At 73.1% G+C, this 16473-nt stretch carries 13 protein-coding genes; 4 read left to right on the top strand and 9 right to left on the bottom strand.

The features are described from left to right. Nucleotides 1-55 precede the first annotated feature (55 nt). Together ACZ4E1_RS13130 and ACZ4E1_RS13125 are read right to left on the bottom strand one after the other, a co-directional pair. Nucleotides 56-3388 (bottom strand): ATP-binding protein, encoded by a 3333-nt coding sequence (locus ACZ4E1_RS13130; protein WP_467538735.1) that lies wholly within the window; start codon nt 3386-3388, stop codon nt 56-58. A gap of 26 nt (nt 3389-3414) precedes the next feature. Continuing rightward, complete coding sequence (locus tag ACZ4E1_RS13125; RefSeq protein WP_467538733.1) at nt 3415-4230, bottom strand: DUF2182 domain-containing protein; 816 nt, start codon at nt 4228-4230, stop codon at nt 3415-3417. 223 nt (nt 4231-4453) lie between these two features. Here ACZ4E1_RS13125 and ACZ4E1_RS13120 point away from each other — a divergent pair, with 223 nt between their 5' ends. After that, complete coding sequence (locus ACZ4E1_RS13120; RefSeq protein ID WP_467538730.1) at nt 4454-5107, top strand: DUF1326 domain-containing protein; 654 nt, start codon at nt 4454-4456, stop codon at nt 5105-5107. A gap of 55 nt (nt 5108-5162) precedes the next feature. Then, on the top strand, nt 5163-5570 hold the full coding sequence (locus ACZ4E1_RS13115) for an FKBP-type peptidyl-prolyl cis-trans isomerase (protein ID WP_467538728.1): 408 nt from the start codon (nt 5163-5165) through the stop codon (nt 5568-5570). A 31-nt stretch (nt 5571-5601) separates the two neighbouring features. On the opposite strand, the gene ACZ4E1_RS13110 is transcribed toward ACZ4E1_RS13115, so the two are convergent. From ACZ4E1_RS13110 to ACZ4E1_RS13100, 3 genes are all read right to left on the bottom strand, one after another. Then, nucleotides 5602-6990 (bottom strand): DEAD/DEAH box helicase, encoded by a 1389-nt coding sequence (locus ACZ4E1_RS13110; protein WP_467538727.1) that lies wholly within the window; start codon nt 6988-6990, stop codon nt 5602-5604. Nucleotides 6991-7189: 199 nt separating this feature from the next. Then, entirely contained in the window at nt 7190-8851 is a 1662-nt protein-coding gene (locus tag ACZ4E1_RS13105; protein WP_467538725.1) for an HAL/PAL/TAL family ammonia-lyase, read from the bottom strand. 97 nt (nt 8852-8948) lie between these two features. Next, nucleotides 8949-9902 (bottom strand): PDR/VanB family oxidoreductase, encoded by a 954-nt coding sequence (locus ACZ4E1_RS13100; RefSeq protein ID WP_467538721.1) that lies wholly within the window; start codon nt 9900-9902, stop codon nt 8949-8951. Nucleotides 9903-10092: 190 nt separating this feature from the next. Between ACZ4E1_RS13100 and ACZ4E1_RS13095 the strand changes: the two genes are divergently transcribed. Continuing rightward, nucleotides 10093-11298, top strand: a complete 1206-nt coding sequence (locus ACZ4E1_RS13095; RefSeq protein WP_467538718.1) for a cytochrome P450 — start codon at nt 10093-10095, stop codon at nt 11296-11298. A 19-nt stretch (nt 11299-11317) separates the two neighbouring features. Here the strand turns inward: ACZ4E1_RS13095 and ACZ4E1_RS13090 are convergent, their stop codons facing one another. Next, on the bottom strand, nt 11318-12115 hold the full coding sequence (locus ACZ4E1_RS13090) for an IclR family transcriptional regulator (RefSeq protein ID WP_467538716.1): 798 nt from the start codon (nt 12113-12115) through the stop codon (nt 11318-11320). A gap of 220 nt (nt 12116-12335) precedes the next feature. Here ACZ4E1_RS13090 and ACZ4E1_RS13085 point away from each other — a divergent pair, with 220 nt between their 5' ends. Then, nucleotides 12336-13073: a glucose 1-dehydrogenase gene (locus tag ACZ4E1_RS13085; protein WP_467538714.1), complete on the top strand. Its 738-nt coding sequence runs from the start codon at nt 12336-12338 to the stop codon at nt 13071-13073. A gap of 29 nt (nt 13074-13102) precedes the next feature. Here ACZ4E1_RS13085 and ACZ4E1_RS13080 read toward each other — a convergent pair whose 3' ends face one another. From ACZ4E1_RS13080 to ACZ4E1_RS13070, 3 genes are all read right to left on the bottom strand, one after another. Then, nucleotides 13103-13744, bottom strand: a complete 642-nt coding sequence (locus ACZ4E1_RS13080) for a TetR/AcrR family transcriptional regulator (protein WP_467538713.1) — start codon at nt 13742-13744, stop codon at nt 13103-13105. A 164-nt stretch (nt 13745-13908) separates the two neighbouring features. Next, nucleotides 13909-14667: an ABC transporter ATP-binding protein gene (locus tag ACZ4E1_RS13075; RefSeq protein WP_467538712.1), complete on the bottom strand. Its 759-nt coding sequence runs from the start codon at nt 14665-14667 to the stop codon at nt 13909-13911. Then, nucleotides 14664-16472: a branched-chain amino acid ABC transporter ATP-binding protein/permease gene (locus ACZ4E1_RS13070; RefSeq protein ID WP_467538710.1), complete on the bottom strand. Its 1809-nt coding sequence runs from the start codon at nt 16470-16472 to the stop codon at nt 14664-14666. Before ACZ4E1_RS13070 ends, ACZ4E1_RS13075 begins: the two co-directional genes overlap by 4 nt. Nucleotide 16473: the final 1 nt, after the last annotated feature.

Raw genomic sequence — 16473 nt, 5'->3', positions numbered from 1 at the left:
GTCGTTGGTGACCCGTAGGCGTGAGAAGGCTCCTCACGAACTGTGGGACCGGGGCTCACAGCTGCCAGTGGACCGGTTCCTCGGGGCGATAGGCGCAGGCTCGCCCGGTGGTGACCGTCGCATGCAGGTGCCGGCCGAGCTCGGGGTGCTCCCGCTCGATCCGGCGCATGGCGTCCCGGATCCGCGCCGTGACCGTCGTCCGGGCCCGCTCGCCCGGATCGCCCAGGCGCCTCCGGCGCCCACCGAGGCCGTACGCCCTGCGCAGCTCGGTGATCAGCTCGTCGCGCTCGTCCTCCGCGCGGCGCAGACGTCGGGCCGCGCCCTCCTCGTGGGACTCGGCGATCTCCTCGTCGAGGCGATCCAGACGGACCCGGTAGGCGGCGCGCGCCGTGTCGTCCGCGACCTCGTCACTGCCGGGGGACGGCAGGTCCTCTCCGGTCAGCAGGCGGGTCGCGGAGATCTCCCGGCCGGGGCAGGACAACAACAGGGCGAGGTCATGAAGCCCCTTGACGTCCGGGAGCACCACCGTGCGTCCGGCGTATCCGAGGGTCCACAGCTGTCCGTCACGGTGGAAGACGTGGGCGGCGTCCGCGTGGGCGAGTGCGTCCCGGGCCCGGTCGCGCAGCCGGTCGAGGCCCAGCTCCTCGGCCGCGAGCAGCGCCTGGGAGAGCAGCAGCCTGCCGCGTTCGTCCGCGGGTTCGCGTGCCAGGAGGGCGCGGCCGAGTTCGAGCCGGGCCCGGGCGGCGACGGGTCGCGCGCCCAGGCGGTCGGCGGCGGTCAGGGCGTCCTCAAGGTGCTCCACGGCCTTCGGCCCGGTGGCGGCGAGGCCGAGGTAGAGCGCCACCGGAGCGAGAACGGCGACGCCGCCACCGATCACGACGGTCTCCTGCGCGTACGGCAGCAGGCGCTGATAGCGGTCGGCGCACACGTCGGGTACCCCGGCCGCCACCGCGATCTCGACGTCGAAGGCCATGCCGGCCAGGGCCCGCCACCGAAAACGCGACAGCTTCTCGGCCGGGGGCAGCGCCCGCAGGACCGCAGCCGCCGCCTCGGGCTCGTCCGCCGCCAGGTACGCGAAGCAGCGGCCGAGCGGCAGGAACTCGGGCGGCAGCCCGCCGTCGCCGAACGCGTCGAACGCCGCCGCGACGGCGCCCGGCCCCTCCCGGGCGAGCGCGTCGGCGACGCGCTGGGTCGCGGTCACGCCCCGGCCGTCCGGCTCACCGATGGCCTCCGCCAGCGCGGACGCCTCGTCGGACAGCCGCCGGCCCTCCCGGAACCGGCCCTCCATCAGGGCCAACGCGGCCTCGCGCGAGCGCACCAGGTAGCGGGCGCGCGGCAGGCGGGAGCGCTCGGCCGCGGCCGACGCCTGGCGCAGCGCCGCCGCCGCGCCGGGTTCGGCGAGTTCCAGCAGCGCCACGAACCGGCACAGCGCCCCCTCGAACTCCAAGGCGGCGTCGTCGGCGTCCACGGCGGCCACCACCATCTCCTCGGCGAGCGCCAGCCGCCGCCGCGCCGTGCCGGGGGCCCATTCGACGTCGTGCTGGGCAAACAGCGCGGTGGCCAGCGCGCGGGGATCTCCTGCGGTACGGGCCCTGGCCGCCGCCTGCCGGGCGTGCTCCCGCGCCCGTGCCAGGTCCTGCTCCGGCCCGTCGGCCAACTCCCGTGCCAGTGCGGCCAGCACTTCGGCGTGCAGCGCGGCACGGGGACCGCCGCGCAGCGCGGCCTCGGCCCGGGCCAGCAGGCCGACCAGTTCGCGCCGCGAGTCGCCGCTGCGGACCCCCGCGCGATGCAGACCCAGCGCTGCCGCCGCCAGCATCTCCGGCTGCTCCCGCGCCTGCGCCTGCGCCTGCGTCGCGACCTCGGCGAACTCGTGCGCGGCCGTGTCCCGCGAACCGGCACACAGCTCGGCCTGGGCCAGGGCGGCACGCAGCCCGATCCGTCCGGGATCGTGCGCAGGGGTCAGTCGTACGGCCTGCCGCCACCAGTGGGCGGCTTCCTCGTACGCCAGCTGACGCAGCGCCTGGTGTGCGGCCCGCACCGCGTGGCGGACGGCCGGTTCGCGGGGGCCGAACGGCAGGGCCTGCGCGTAGTGCCAGGCCAGTTCGGCGGGACGGCCGACGCCTTCCAGCGTTCTCGCGGCGGCGAGATGGATGCGGGCGCGCCGGGCCGGATCGAGTTCGGCCATCAGCTGTTCGCGGAAGAGGTCGTGCACGAACCGGTATCCGTCCGGACCGTCACGGGTGACGATCCGCGCGTCGACCGCCGGCTCCATCAGGCCCGGCACCTCGGTGGGCGAAACGGTCGCTGCGACCGCCAGGTGGCCGATCGCGCACCGGCGGCCGAGCACCGCCGCGGTGGCCAGGAGACGGGCCGTCCGGTCCGGCAGCCGGGCCAGGCGCCGGGCCACCGTCTGCCCGACCGCGACCGGGAGCGCCCCGCTGTCCCCGCCGGCGGCGCGCAGCCGGGCGATCTGCTGGACGAAGAAGGGGTTGCCTCCGGTACGGCGGTGCACGGCCTGCGCGCTCTCCGCGGAGGCGGATTCCGCTCCGGCCGCGCCGGGACCGGCCGTCTCCGGACCGGCCGCCTCCAAACCGGCCGACGCGGGACCAGCGGCCCCCGGACCAGCCGACTCCGGACCAGCCGACGCGAGACCAGCCACCCCCGGACCAGCCGACTCCGGACCAGCCGACTCGGGACCAGCCGCCCCCGGACCAACCGACACGGGACCAGCCACCCCCGGACCGGCCGTCTCCGGACCATCTGTCTCCGCTCCGGCCCGACCGCTGAAACGGTCGAGGAGCACGGCCACTTCGAACGGTGCCAGACCGCCGAGTACGACCACGTCCGCGTCCGGCAGCGAGCGCAGCGGGTGATCGGGCGCGAGCTCGACGTCGCGGTAGGTCCCGATCAGGAGCAGCGACTCGTGCCGGGCCCGCCTCCCCAGGTGGCCGAGCAGCAGCACCGACGCGGTGTCCGCCCATTGCAGGTCGTCGAGCACGGCGACCAGTGTCCTGCCACCGTCCAGGAGCCGCTGGGCGACGTCTTCGAAGAGTGCCGGCCTGGCGTCCTCACCGTCGTGGCCCGGCGACGGCCCGCCCTCGCCCCCGTCGAGCGGCTCCGGTCGCCCGGTGACCGAGCGGAGGATCTGCTGCCAGGGCCACAGGCCGGGGGCGGTGCCGCCGTCCTCGCAACTGCCCCAGGCCACGGTCGCCCCGAGGCTTCGCGCGTGGCTCAGGACCTCGGCGGCGAGCGCCGTCTTCCCGATGCCGGGCTCCCCGGCCAGCAGGACCAGCCCGCCGCGCCCGAGGACCGCCGCGTCCACCTGTCTGCGCAGCGATGTCAACAGCGCGGTCCGGCCCACCAGTAGCGACTCCACGTGCCGGCCCACGCTGGCATTGTCCCACCGGGCCCGCGTCACATCGGCATCGTCGTCGCACTCTGCAGGCCCGGCAGCAGCCAGTCCTGGAAGGGCGCCAGCGCGGCCAGCACCAGGAACGCGACGCCGGACACCCGGGCGAGCTGCGGCCCCCGGGACCAGAGCTTCTCCAGGAAGATCAGGGCCGCGACGGCCGCCATCGCCGCGATGTTCATGACGCCGAGCGGGATCAGGACGACCATCAGGGCCCAGCAGCAGCCGAGGCAGTACGCCCCGTGGTGCAGCCCCACCCGCAGGTCACGCAGGCGGGGCCGGTACGAGGCGTAGTGCATCAGCTGGGCCATCGGGCTGCGGCAGTGGCGCAGGCAGATGTCCTTGACCGGGCCCCACTGGTACAGCCCGGCCAGCACGAAGGCGGCCGCCCCGATCCACCGTGCGGAGTCCGGGTTCCGGTCGACCAGGTCACCGGTGAGGGCGAGGCCGCCGTACGCGAGGAGGCCGAACGCCGTCCAGACCAGCAGGTAGCCGGAGAGGAACTCGGTGGTGCGCAGCGCCCGTCGGGCACCGCTGGACTGGCGGGCTATGCCTTTGGCCCAGGTCAGCGCGACGGGGGCGACGGAGGGCAGCATCATCGCCGCCATCATGGCCAGCCACAGCAGCAGGAACAGCGGCAGCGCCATCCCCATCGTGCCGGGCTCGACCCCCATGTCGCGGGCCTGGCCCACCGTGAGCACCCAGGCCAGGGCCGCGATCAGGACGATCAACGTCCAGGCCACGGCGAGATCCCGGACCGGCAGCAGCGCTCCCGTCCGCAGCGGATGGTCTCTCGTGGCCGGCCGCTGAAAGGCATGCATGACGCACTCCTCCCGGACCCTTCCAGCACAGCACGGATTCCGGGGAAGGCAAACCGTTCGCCGCGAGCCGCTCACCGCTGGATGTGCCGGCGATCCGGGCGCACGATGGAGGGGAGGAAAGGAATCGACCCGTTCCGGCCGCCGGGGGCCGGACGCACCCGGATCACCGGGTCCGAGGCTCCGCTCCCACGCCCCGCGGCCATGGCTGTGTGAGGTGAAAGCGATGACCCCGGCGACAGAGACGGTGCCGGCCTGGCGCCTGGCGGGCGACTGGTTCGACGTGTGCAAGTGCAGCATTCCGTGCCCGTGCTCGTTCGCCCAGCCGCCGACCACCGGTGACTGCGAAGGCATCCTGGTGTGGCACATCCGCGAGGGTGCCTACGGTGATGTCCGGCTGGACGGCCTGAACATGGTGATGCTCGGTTCCTTCGTCGGCAATGTGTGGGCGGAGCACTCGGACTCGTACGCCGCGTTCATCTTCGACGAGCGGGCCGACGACGGGCAGCGACAGGCCCTGCAGATGATCTTCAGCGGTCAGGCGGGCAGCTGGCCCGAGCAACTGGTGACCATGGGCGCGTTCGAGGTGCGGGGCATGGACTTCGCGCCGATCGACGTGGAGATCGACGAGGACCGGGGCACCTGGCGGGCCTCCGTGCCCGGGAAGCTCGAGGCACGCGCCGAGGCGCTCACGGGTCCGACCACCCCGGAAGGCGCCCGCGTGCAGTCGACGAACCTCCCCGGCTGCGAGACCGGCCCCGGCCAACTCGCCACCTGGGGCCGCGCCGTGACCGACCGGGCCGACGCGTTCGGCTTCACCTGGGACCGCACCGGCAAGTCCAGCAAGACGATCACCTTCGACTGGTCGGGACCCACCTGAGCGGACTGCCGTAGCGTGGCCCCGAAGACTTCCTACGGAGAGCGACGAGGCCGCGATGAGTGAACCGACCAAGCCCGAGGTCGACGTTCCGGAGGGCGACGCCCCCACCGAGTTGACCGTACGGGACCTGGTCGTCGGGGAAGGCCCCGAGGTCAAGTCGGGCATGGTGGTCCGCGTCCACTACGTCGGGGTCACCTTCGCCACGGGGAAGGAGTTCGACGCCTCCTGGGACCGGGGCGAACCGTTCAAGTTCGCGCTGGGCAGCGGCCGGGTCATCAAGGGCTGGGACCGCGGGGTGAAGGGCATGAGAGTCGGCGGCCGGCGCGAGATCGTCGTTCCCCCACGCCTCGCCTACGGCAAGCAGTCCCCCTCGCCGCTCATCCCGCCGGGCTCGACCCTGGTGTTCGTGGTGGACCTGATCGACGTGTATTCGAGCACGGCGGGGTGGAGCAAGCCAGCCTGACTGCCTACGTCAAAGGTCCGGCGGCTGCTGGTCAGCCGCCGCGACGGACCCGGGCCGCCTTGCGGGCCTCCGCGAGCTTGCGGGCCTCGCTGCCCTTGCGGGACGGCTTCGCACCGGAGGCGCCGCTCTTGGTGTCCTTGCTGGTGCCGATGCCGCGGAACGGGGCGTTGTGGTTCTTGGGGCGTGACGAGGGCCCGCCGTCGAGGGGCGTGCCGGAGGGGACCCGGGCGCCGGTGATCCGGCTCAGCTCCGCCTCACCCGAGCGCACCTTGGTGACCTTGGCGGTGACGTCGGCGTCCGCCATGACCTGGCTCGTCTCGCGGCGCTGCCCGGAGAGCGCGAGCGTCACGACGGTGCCGGAGCGGCCGGCCCGGGCCGTGCGGCCCGCGCGGTGCAGGTAGTCCTTGGGGTCGGTGGCCGGGTCGACGTTGACGACGAGGTCCAGGTCGTCGACGTGCAGGCCGCGCGCGGCGACGTTCGTCGCCACCAGCGCGGTGACCTGCCCGTTCTTGAACCGGGCCAGGGTCGCGCTGCGCTGCGGCTGGGACTTCCCGCTGTGCAGGGCGGCGGCGGGCACGCCGCTGGCCCGCAGGTGCCGGGTGAGCTGGTCGACGCCGTGCTTGGTGTCGAGGAACAGCAGGACGCGGCCGTCCCGGGCGGCGATCTCCGTGGCGACGGACCACCGGTCGGGGCCGTGCACGACGAAGACGTGGTGCGCGATGCCGGAGACCGCGTTGGACGAGGGATCCACGGAGTGGACGCCGGGGTCGCTCAGGTAGCCGCGCACCAGCTGGTCGACGTCGCCGTCGAGGGTGGCCGAGAAGAGCATCCGCTGCCCGTCGGGCCGTACCTGGTCGAGGATCTCGGTGACCTGGGGCAGGAAGCCCATGTCGCACATCTGGTCGGCCTCGTCCAGGACCGTGATGCGGACCCGGCCGAGGCGGCAGCCCTTGCGCTCGATGAGGTCGTGCAGGCGTCCCGGGGTGGCGACGACGATCTCGGCGCCGTCCCGCAGCGCGGCGACCTGCCGGGCGATGGACACGCCACCCACGACGGTCGCGAGCCGCAGCTTCAGGGCCTCCGCGTACGGGGTGAGCACCTCGCCGACCTGCTGGGCGAGCTCCCTGGTGGGCACGAGGACGAGCGCCAGGGGTTCCTTCGGCTGGGCGCGCCGGCCGGCCGTGCGGGCGAGCAGGGCGAGACCGAAGGCGAGCGTCTTGCCGGAGCCCGTGCGGCCCCGGCCGAGGACGTCCCGTCCCGCGAGGGCGTGGGGCAGCGTCGCCGCCTGGATGGGGAAGGGAACGGTGACGTCGTACACGTCGAGCGTCCGCAGCAGCGCGGCCGGGAGTCCCAGTTCACTGAAGGACGCGGCGGGCACGTCGTCCTGCTGCCGGGCGTCGGCGCGTGCTGAATCGCTCACAGTGAGCCTTCCTCCGAAGGGACCGTACCGAGGAAGGCGCGGCGGGGACGCGGCCACCGGCCGGAGCCCCCGTACGGAGCGGCGGCGCGGCGAGGCCACAAACGCACAAGGCTAGCACGGGCGGCCGGCCCGGCCCTCGGTGATCAGGAGCCACGGGTGCGGGGGCGATCACGCGCCGCCCCCGCACCCTGCCGCCGGCTCAGGCGGGTTCGTGCGCGTGCACCGTGCGGACGGCGTCGACGACGGCGCCGCGGTGCACGAGGTCGATGGCCGCGCGGACCCTCGGGTACATGACGACGTCCTGCGTGATGTGGTCGACGGGCCGGCCGTCCGCCGAGCGGGTCGAGCGCAGCATGTCGAGCACCGCCCGGCTCGCGGAGGAGAGCACCGAGGGGTCGGCATCCTGTTCGGCGAGGCGCAGTTCGAGTGCCTGCGCCGCCATGAGGAGCTCGATGCCGATGACCGCCTCGATGTTGCCGACGACCTGCCGGGCGTGACGGCCGGCGTTGTTCGCCATCGAGACGTGGTCCTCCTGGTTCGCGCAGGTCGGGATGGAGTCGACGCTGTCGGGGTGGGCCAGGGTCTTGCAGTCCGACACCAGGGCCGCGGCCAGGTACTGCGGCAGCATGTAGCCGCAGTCCATGCCGACCTTCTCGCTGGCGACGAGCATGTCCGGGAGTCCGCGGTTGAGCGAGCCGTCGTCGAGGCGGAACAGCCGGCGTTCGGCGATGCTGCCGATCTCGGTGACGGCGATGGAGAGGAAGTCCGCGGCGAAGGCGAGGTACTCGGCGTGGAAGTTGCCGCCGGAGACGGCCTTCAGGGAGCGGCCGGCGGGCAGGTCGGGGAAGACCAGGGGGTTGTCGGTGGCCGCGTTGATCTCGGTCTCGACGATGCCGTGCACGAAGCGCAGGGTGTCGCGGACGGGGCCGAGGACCTGCGGGGTGCAGCGCAGCGAGTACGCGTCCTGGGGCGGCCTGCGGGTCGGGTCGCGGTCCACGTCGCCGTCGATCAGCGCGCTGTCGCCGAGCAGCTGCCGGATGCGGGCGGCGGACTCGATCTGCCCCTGGTGGCCGCGGGCCTCGTGGATCTGCGGGAGGAACGCGTCGCCGAAGCCCATCAGGGCCTCGATGGACATCGCGGCGGTGATCTCGGCGGTGGCGAGCAGGTTCTCCGCGTCGGCGACGGCCAGGGCGACCTGCGCGGTGGAGAAGGACGTGCCGTTGGTGAGGGCGAGGCCTTCCTTGGCGCGCAGGGTGATCCGCTCGATCCCGGCGTGCTTCATGGCGGCGACGCCGCTCATGAGTTCGCCGTCCCAGAACGCCTCGCCGCTGTCGATCTCGGCGTCCTCCCCGGCGGGGCGGGACAGCACGATCGCGAGGTGCGCGAGCGGGATGAGGTCGCCGCTGGCGCCGAGGGAGCCGTACTCGGGGACGGCCGGGTGGACGCCCGCGGAGAGCATGCGGGCGAGGGTCTCGGGCAGTTCGGAGCGGACGGCCGAGTAGCCGCGGGTGAGGCTCGCGGCGCGGATCAGCATGGCGGCGCGGACGACCTCGTGGTCGAGGTGCCGGCCCACTCCGCTGGCGTTGGAGACGATCAGGCGGCGGGACAGTTCGGCGGCGTCCTCGACGGTGTCGAAGGCCTGGCGTCCGGCCAGGGAGCCGAAGCCGGTGTTGATGCTGTAGATCGGCTCGACGGGCTTTCCGGCGCGCATGTCCTCGATGATCGAGCCGACCCATCGCTCGCTGGCGCGCATGGCCTCGACGGCCGCGTCGCCGACGACGACCTCCCGGCCGCCGCGGGCGACGGCGACGAGGTCGTCGAGCGAGACGGGCGCCTCGCCCAGGGTCACGGGCTCGGTCATGGGTTTCCTCCTGATGTCGGTTCCGTACCTCGTCGTACGCGACGGTGTCGCGGCACTTCTCATGATGGGCAGCCGTGACGGCGGCGGCCCGCGGCCCTCACACGTCGAGGACCAGGCGCTCTCCGCGGCACCGCGAGACGCAGATCATCATCGTGTCGCCCGCGGCGCGCTCCTCCTCGGAGAGCACGCGGTCGCGGTGGTCCGGCTCGCCCTCGAGGACGCCGGTCTCGCAGGTCCCGCAGACGCCTTCCCGGCAGGAGCTGAGCGACCGTACGCCCGCCGCGGTCAGCGCGTCGAGGATCGACTCCTCGGCGCCCACGGTGATGTCGCGGCCGTCGCGGGTCACCACGGTGAACGGGCGGTCGTCCTCGCGTCCCGCGGCGTCGGGGGCCGCGGTGAAGTGCTCCAGGACGAGCCGGCTGCCGGGGCGGTTCCCGGCGTAGCCCTCGACGGCGGCGAGCAGGCCGGCCGGTCCGCACGCGTACAGGTCGGCGTGTCCGGCTCCCAGCCGGTCGAGTGCGGCGGCGACGTCGAGGACGCCGGACTCGTCGTCGCGGTGGAGGACGACCTTGTCGCCGTACTTCCCCAGCTCGTCCGCGAAGGCCATGGAGGTCGCCGAGCGTCCCAGGTAGAGCAGGGTCCACCGCTTGCCCGCGGCTTCCAGTGCGGCGGCCATCGGCAGGAGCGGCGTGATCCCGATGCCGCCGGCGACGAGGACGTGCCGGTCGGCCGCGAGGTCCAGCGGGAAGGTGTTGCGGGGCGTGCTCACCAGCAGGTGGTCCCCCACCTTGACCCGGTCGTGGAGGTGGGCGGAGCCGCCGCGTCCGTCGGGTTCGCGCAGCACGGCGATCCGCCAGCGCGCCGCGTCGGGGGCCGACGAGAGGGAGTACTGGCGGACGAGGTCGCGAGAGAGCACGACGTCGATGTGGGCTCCCGGGGTCCACGCCGGGAGGGCCCGGCCGTCGCGCGACGCCAGGACGTAGGAGACGACACCCGCCGCCTCCCGCGTCACCTCCTCGACCTTGACGGTCACGAACTGCTGCGCCGACATGACTCCTCCGTCTCCGCACTCGCCGTCCGCGGGGTGCTTCTTCCGGCGCCCCGAACACCCGCATCGTGCTGACGTCGGCCGGGGTGCGGCAACGGTGGTTCTCAGCAGGTGATAACGGCCGTGTCCGGGGTGTCCGCCGCGCGCCTACGGTTCGGCACGTCCACCCGTACACCGATCCGAAGGGGGCCCGATGACCGGGACCGCCGGCCACGTCGTCACCACCGTCCTGGACGACCCCTACGACGACGCCAGCCTGACCGATCCGTATCCGCTGTTCGCCCGCATGCGCGACGCCGGGCCCGCGGTGTGGCTGGAGAAGTACGGGGTGCACGCCTTCACCCGGTTCGAGGAGTGCCGGGGGATCCTGGCCGACCACGAGACGTTCGTCTCCGGGGCCGGGGTCGGCCCGCGCAACTACCATCAGCAGCCGCCGTGGCGCCCCGCGGGCATCCTGGACTCGGACCCGCCGATGCACACCCCGCTGCGCACGACGATGGCCGGGGTGATCTCGCCGCGCAACGTGCGGGTGCTGCGGGCCGCGTTCCAGGAGTTCGCGGTGGAGCTCGTGGACCGGGTCCTGGACGAGCGGGAGTTCGACGCGATCACGGATCTCGCCGAGCTGTTCCCGATCGAGGTGTTCGGCAACGCGGTCGGCATCCCCCGCGAGGGGCGCGCCGAGAACCTGCTGCCGCACGGTGCGATGAACTTCTCCGCGTTCGGCCCGGAGGACGCCCGCTACGACGCCTACTTCGCCGCCGGCGAGGGGACCGTGGAGTGGGTGATGAACAACTGCGCCCGCGAGAACCTGACTCCGGACGGGCTCGGCGCCAAGATCTGGGAGTACGCGGACCAGGGTGTGATCAGCCCGGACGAGGCGACGCGGCTGGTGCGCGCGCTGCTGTCGGCGGGCCTGGACACGACGGTGCTGTCCATCGGCAACACCATGAAGTGCCTGGTCACCCACCCCGCCGAGTGGGCGGCGCTGCACGAGAACCCGTCCCTGGCGCGGTTCGCGATCGACGAGGCGCTGCGCTTCGAGTCCCCGTTCCAGTCGTTCTTCCGTACGACGGCGCGCGAGACGGTGATCGACGGGGTGCGTCTCGACGAGGACACGAAGGTCGCGCTGTTCATGGGGGCCGCCAACCGGGACCCGCGCCGGTTCGGCGAGGACGCGGACGCGTACCGGATCGAGCGGGACGCGTCCGGGCACCTGGCGTTCGGGATCGGCATCCACCAGTGCGTGGGGCAGCCGATCTCCCGCCTGGAGATGGACGTGCTGTTCAGCGAGCTGGCCCGGCGGGTCCGCACGGTGGAGCTCGCGGGCGAGCCGGTGCCGTTCCTGCACAACACGCTGCGGGGCTGGAAGAGCCTGCCGGTGCGGATCACCCCGGCCTGAGGCCGGGCTCGGCCGCCGCTCAGCCGGTGGGCGGCGGCCCGGCGCGGTGCTCCAGGATCTCGCCGAGCCGCAGCCCGGCCGCCTGGAGCCGGCCGCGGGTGTGCCGGCGCCAGTCCGAGCCGCACCGGTTCTCCGGCCCGGCCACGGTGAGCGCGCACAGCACCTCTCCCCCGGCGACGACGGGCACCGCCACGGCGACGGCGCCCTCGTTGAGCTCGCCGCGGGTGACGAGGAAGCCGCGCCGGCGGATCGTCTCGATCTCGCCGGCGAGCTGGGCGCGGCCGAGGGTGCGGGGCGTGATGCTGCGCAGCGGTTGCTGGAGCACGTGGTCGATGACGGTGCGCGGGGCGTGGGCCAGCAGGACGCGCTGGCCGGCTCCCGCGTAGAGCGGCAGGAGTTGGTTGATGCGGAAGGCCATGCGCAGCGGCTGGGCCGACTGGGTCTGGCGCAGGCACATGGCCTGGGTGCCGACGCGGACGGTGAGGACGGCGGTCTCGCCGGTGGTCTCGGTGAGTTCTTCGAGCACGCCCTGGCCCAGTTCGACGAGGCGGGTGTGCGTGAGGTGCTGTCCGGAGATCTCCAGGAGGCGCCAGCCGGGGGCGTAGGTGCCGCCGCGCTCCTCCACCAGTTCCATGTCGCGCAGGGTGCGCAGGTACCGGTAGACGGTGCTGACGGGGATGCCGACGTCGGCGGCGATCTTCTCGACGCGGGCCTCGCCGGATTCGGCCACGGTGATCAGTACGTTGAGTCCGCGCTGGAAGGAGCCCGCCGACGACGTGCCGGTACGCCCCTCGCGCTCGGGGACGGTTGGTGCCACGGAGCCTCCCTCGGCCTGAGAGCACGACCGTGCCGCACGGGAGGGCTCCGCGCACACCCCCTTCTCACACTCTGAGAATCACCCTCTCAGCCGTCGGCGTGGCGCCGCGGGGAGCGTGTGTTCCGGTGACCGGGACGGGGACCGGGCGCGGGGGCGGGGTCCGCTGCGAGCATCACGGCGCACACGGCAGACGGCCGTCGACGGGTACGGAGGGCACGGGATGGGCGCACGGGCGGACGGCAAGGTGGTCGTGGTGACGGGCGGCGCGCGCGGCATGGGCGCGGCGTTCGCGCGGCGCCTCGTCGCGGAGGGCGCCAAGGTGCTGGTCGGCGACATCCTGACGAAGGAGGGCGAGGCGCTGGCGGCGGAACTGGGCGCGGACAACGCCCTGTTCATCGAGCTGGACGTGACGAGCGAGGCGTCGTGGAGCGCAGCGGTGGCCCGTGCTCGGGAGGCGTTCGGCGAGGTGACGGGGCTGGTGAACAACGCGGGGGTCGTGCACCGCTGCCCCGTCGAGGAGTTGTCGGAGGCGGACTACCGCCGGGTGATCGACGTCAACGAGGTCGGGGTCTTCCTCGGCATGAAGACGGTACTGGCGTCGATGCGGGCGGCCGGCGGCGGCTCGATCGTCAACATCTCCTCGCTGGGCGGCGTCATCGGTTTCCCCTACATCATCAGTTACGTGGCCTCGAAGTGGGCCGTGCGCGGGATGACGAAGGCGGCGGCGCAGGAGTTCGCGCCGTACGGCATCCGCGTGAACTCGGTGCATCCCGGCATGGTGGCGACGGACATGACGGCGCACTCGGAGCGCTCGCACGAGTCGGTGAAGCACCAGCCGATCCAGCGCCAGGCCGCACCGGAAGAGGTCGCGAACATGGTGCTCTACCTGCTGTCGGACGAGGCGAGTTACTCGACGGCGGCAGAGTTCCTGGTGGACGGCGGATACGCCAGCCAGTGAGGGGCCGGGTCCGCACGACCGGGGCTGGACTACGCGGTGTGGAGGCCTCCGTGGAGGACCAGGAGGAACTGCACCGCGACCGCCTCGTGCCGGTACGTGCCGCGCGGGCGGTACCAGCGGACGGTGGACCAGATCGCGTCGCGGATGAAGCGGTAGGTGAGGTTCACGTCGACGTCGGGGCGGAACACCCCTGATTTCTGGCCCGCCTTGAGCACGGTGAGCCAGATCTTCTCGATCTTCTTGCCGGTCCGGCCGACGTACTCGAAGCCGGGCCGGCTGCTGAACATGGTGAGTTCGTTCTGGTAGAGCGCCACCGCGACGGGTGAGTCGTGGATGGCCGCGAAGGAGTGGCGGACGAGCTCGTCGAGGACCTGCTCCGGGTTCTCCCCCTGCTTCTCGATCGCGAGGAAACGTTCGAGGAGCGGGTCGAGGAACGCGCGGAGGATCTCGTCGAGCATCTCCTCCTTGGAGCTGAAGTGGTGGTAGAGGCTGCCCGACAGGATGCCCGCCTCGTCGGCGATGTCCCGGACGGTCGTCTGGGCGTAGCCGCGCGTGGCGAACATCTCCGCGGCGATGCCGAGGAGTTCGCCCCGGCGTCGCGAGCCGCTGTTGCCGCCGGCCCTGGATCCGCGCCGTGTGGTCGCCGGCTGCCCGGACCGCCCTGCCGCCATGTCGTCCGTCCCTCCTGGCAGGGGGACGTCCCCCACCAAGCAAGTGCTCGATCTGTCGCTACTACCCCCGGTAAGCGCAGCTTGCCACACCGGAGCGCGGCACGCCCCGGCCCCCGCCGAGGGTGCTCGGCGGGGGCCGGGGCAGGGCGGCGCGGGCCGCGGGTTCAGGAGCCCGGAGCGGGTGTTCGGGGTGCCGGGGTCCTGCCGAAGTAGGCGTCCTGGAGGTCGTCCACGTCCTCGGCGGGCGAGGACAGGACGACGCGGCCCATGTCGAGGACGGCCACGTGGTCGGCGACGGCGACGGCCGCCTCCACGGCCTGTTCGACGAGCAGGATGCCGATGCCGGTCTCCTTCAGCCGGCCGACCCGTTCCATGACCTCGTTGACGATCACGGGGGCCAGGCCGCCGGAGGGCTCGTCGAGCATCAGGAGCTTCGGGCCGGCCATGAGGGCCTGCGCGATGGCGAGCATCTGCTGCTGGCCGCCGGACATGGTGCCGGCGAGCTGCGACCGCTTGTCGCCGAGGACGGGGAACAGCTCGTACATCCGTTCCGCCTCCTCGCGCAGGGCGGGCCGCTTGAGGCGGCGGGTGTAGCCGCCGAGCAGCAGGTTCTGCTCCACCGTGAGCGCGTGGAAGACCCGCTTGCCTTCCTGGACGTAGGCCATGCCGCGCTTCACCCGGGTGTGCGCGGCGGCTTTGGTGATGTCCCGACCGTCGAGTTCGACGCGGCCCGCGGTCGCCTTGTTGAGGCCGGAGACGGCGCGGAGGGTGGTGGTCTTGCCCGCGCCGTTGCGGCCGAGCAGGACGGTGAGCTGTCCGGGCCGGACTTCGAAGGAGACGTCCCAGACGACGCGCAGGTCGCCGTAGCCGGTGCCGAGTCCGCTCACCCGCAGGAGCGGTGCGCCGGGCTGCTGTGTCGTCATGAGGTCTCCCCGGAGGTGGTGGCGGGTTCCACGCCGAGGTACTCGCTGAGGACGCGCGGGTCGCGCTCGATCTCCTCCGGCGGGCCGGTGGTGATGAGCTGTCCGTGGGCGAGGACGGCGATGTCGTCGGCGAGGGAGAGGACCAGCCGGAAGTTGTGCTCGACGAGGACGACGGTGCCGCCGGCGTCCCGGATCTGCCGGATCAACGCGGCGAGCCGCTCGACCTCGTGCTCGTCGAGACCGGACGCCGCCTCGTCGAGGAGGAGCACGCCCGGTGCGTCGATCAGGGCGCGGGCCACTTCCAGGAGGCGGCGCATCCCCAGGGGCAGCGAGACGGCCTCGGCGTCGCGCAGATGCCCGAGGCCCACCAGCGCGAGCATCCGCTCCGCCTCCTCCAGGTCGCCGCGGCGCACGCGCCGGAACCCGGGAGTGCGCAGCACGGCCGCGAGAAGGGAGGCGCGGTGTCCGGTGTAGCGGCCCGACGCGACCGCTTCGAGGACGGTGACACCCGCGGGGATGTTCGGCGTCTGGAAGGTGCGGGCGACTCCGGCGCGCGCGACCCCGTCGGGCGGGAGCCCGTGCAGGGCGGTGCCGTCGAGGGTGATCTCGCCCGCGTCGGTGCGGTAGAAGCCGCACACCATGTTCAGGAGCGTGGTCTTGCCGGAGCCGTTGGGTCCGATGAGGGCGGTCACGGTGCCGGGGCGGGCGTCGAGCGGGACGTCCTTCAGGGCCTGGTTGCCGCCGAACGCCTTGGACACGTGGCGGATCGTGAGGGTCGCTCCCCGGAACGGGGGGAGCTCCGGTGCGGGGCCCGCCTCCGCCGGGACGGCGCTCCCGGCCTGCTCGGCCCTCCGGTCGAGGCGGGCGACGAGGAGGCGGAAGACGCGGGCGAGTCCGCCCGTGAGGAGGACGCCGCCGATGACCAGGAACGCGCCGGTGAACACGAGGGCGTACTGCTGGAAGCCCGAGGACTGGTTGGGCCCGAACTGCATGACGGCCGCGCCGACCAGCGCCCCGTACACGCTGGCGGACCCGCCGAGGATGGAGGCGGACAGGACGGTGGTGGCGAAGGCGAAGGAGAACGCCTCCGGGGAGACGTACAGGTCGAGGTTGGCGAAGAGGGCTCCGGCGAGGCCGGCCGGGATGGCGCCGAGCGCGTAGGCGAGGAGCTTCATCCGGAAGACCGAGATACCGGTCGACGCGGCGAGGACGGGGCTCTGCTTGAGGACGCGCAGGGCGATGCCGTGCCGGGAGGTCACGATGTTGCGCAGCACGGCGAACCAGAGGATCGCGACCACGGCGATGACGAGGTAGAAGCCCGTGCCGTCGAGCAGGGAGCCGAACAGGGTGGGGCTCTGGATGCCGCTGAGGCCGTTCCGGCCGCCGGTCGCGCCGGGGAAGATCGCGAGCACGTCGGGGACGAGCAGGACGAGGAAGAACGAGGTCATCGCCAGGGACCAACTGCCCAGGCGCAGCCCGGGGATGCCGGTGACGACGCCCACCGCGAGCGCGCCGAGGGCGGCGAGCAGCAGTTGGAGCAGGATGTCGGTGTGGCCCGCCTTGGAGAGCAGGCCCGCGACGTAGGCACCGGATGCGTACATCGCGGCCTGCCCCAGGGCGAGTTCACCCGCGTATCCGAGGCTGAGGTTGAGGCCGCTCACCACCAGGGCGAGGATGAGGGTGAGCTGCACCTGACGCGTCGTGGAGAAGTCCAGGCCCACCCACGGGAGGACGAGGACCAGCAGTCCGAGCGCCAGGGCCGGGGCCCAGCCCGGCACCGCGCGAACGGTTCGCCACAGGGCCATG

It is taken from the genome of Streptomyces sp. NPDC025806 (assembly GCF_055558275.1).
This window is presented reverse-complemented; position numbering and strand designations above follow the sequence as displayed.

Bases quoted from the DNA above. Each gene is read 5' to 3' on its own strand.
- ACZ4E1_RS13125 (WP_467538733.1), bottom strand. From the start codon at position 4,230: ATGCATGCCTTTCAGCGGCCGGCCACGAGAGACCATCCGCTGCGGACG.
- ACZ4E1_RS13120 (WP_467538730.1), top strand. From the start codon at position 4,454: ATGACCCCGGCGACAGAGACGGTGCCGGCCTGGCGCCTGGCGGGCGAC.
- ACZ4E1_RS13115 (WP_467538728.1), top strand. From the start codon at position 5,163: ATGAGTGAACCGACCAAGCCCGAGGTCGACGTTCCGGAGGGCGACGCC.
- ACZ4E1_RS13105 (WP_467538725.1), bottom strand. From the start codon at position 8,851: ATGACCGAGCCCGTGACCCTGGGCGAGGCGCCCGTCTCGCTCGACGAC.
- ACZ4E1_RS13100 (WP_467538721.1), bottom strand. From the start codon at position 9,902: ATGTCGGCGCAGCAGTTCGTGACCGTCAAGGTCGAGGAGGTGACGCGG.
- ACZ4E1_RS13095 (WP_467538718.1), top strand. From the start codon at position 10,093: ATGACCGGGACCGCCGGCCACGTCGTCACCACCGTCCTGGACGACCCC.
- ACZ4E1_RS13085 (WP_467538714.1), top strand. From the start codon at position 12,336: ATGGGCGCACGGGCGGACGGCAAGGTGGTCGTGGTGACGGGCGGCGCG.
- ACZ4E1_RS13080 (WP_467538713.1), bottom strand. From the start codon at position 13,744: ATGGCGGCAGGGCGGTCCGGGCAGCCGGCGACCACACGGCGCGGATCC.
- ACZ4E1_RS13075 (WP_467538712.1), bottom strand. From the start codon at position 14,667: ATGACGACACAGCAGCCCGGCGCACCGCTCCTGCGGGTGAGCGGACTC.
- ACZ4E1_RS13070 (WP_467538710.1), bottom strand. From the start codon at position 16,472: ATGGCCCTGTGGCGAACCGTTCGCGCGGTGCCGGGCTGGGCCCCGGCC.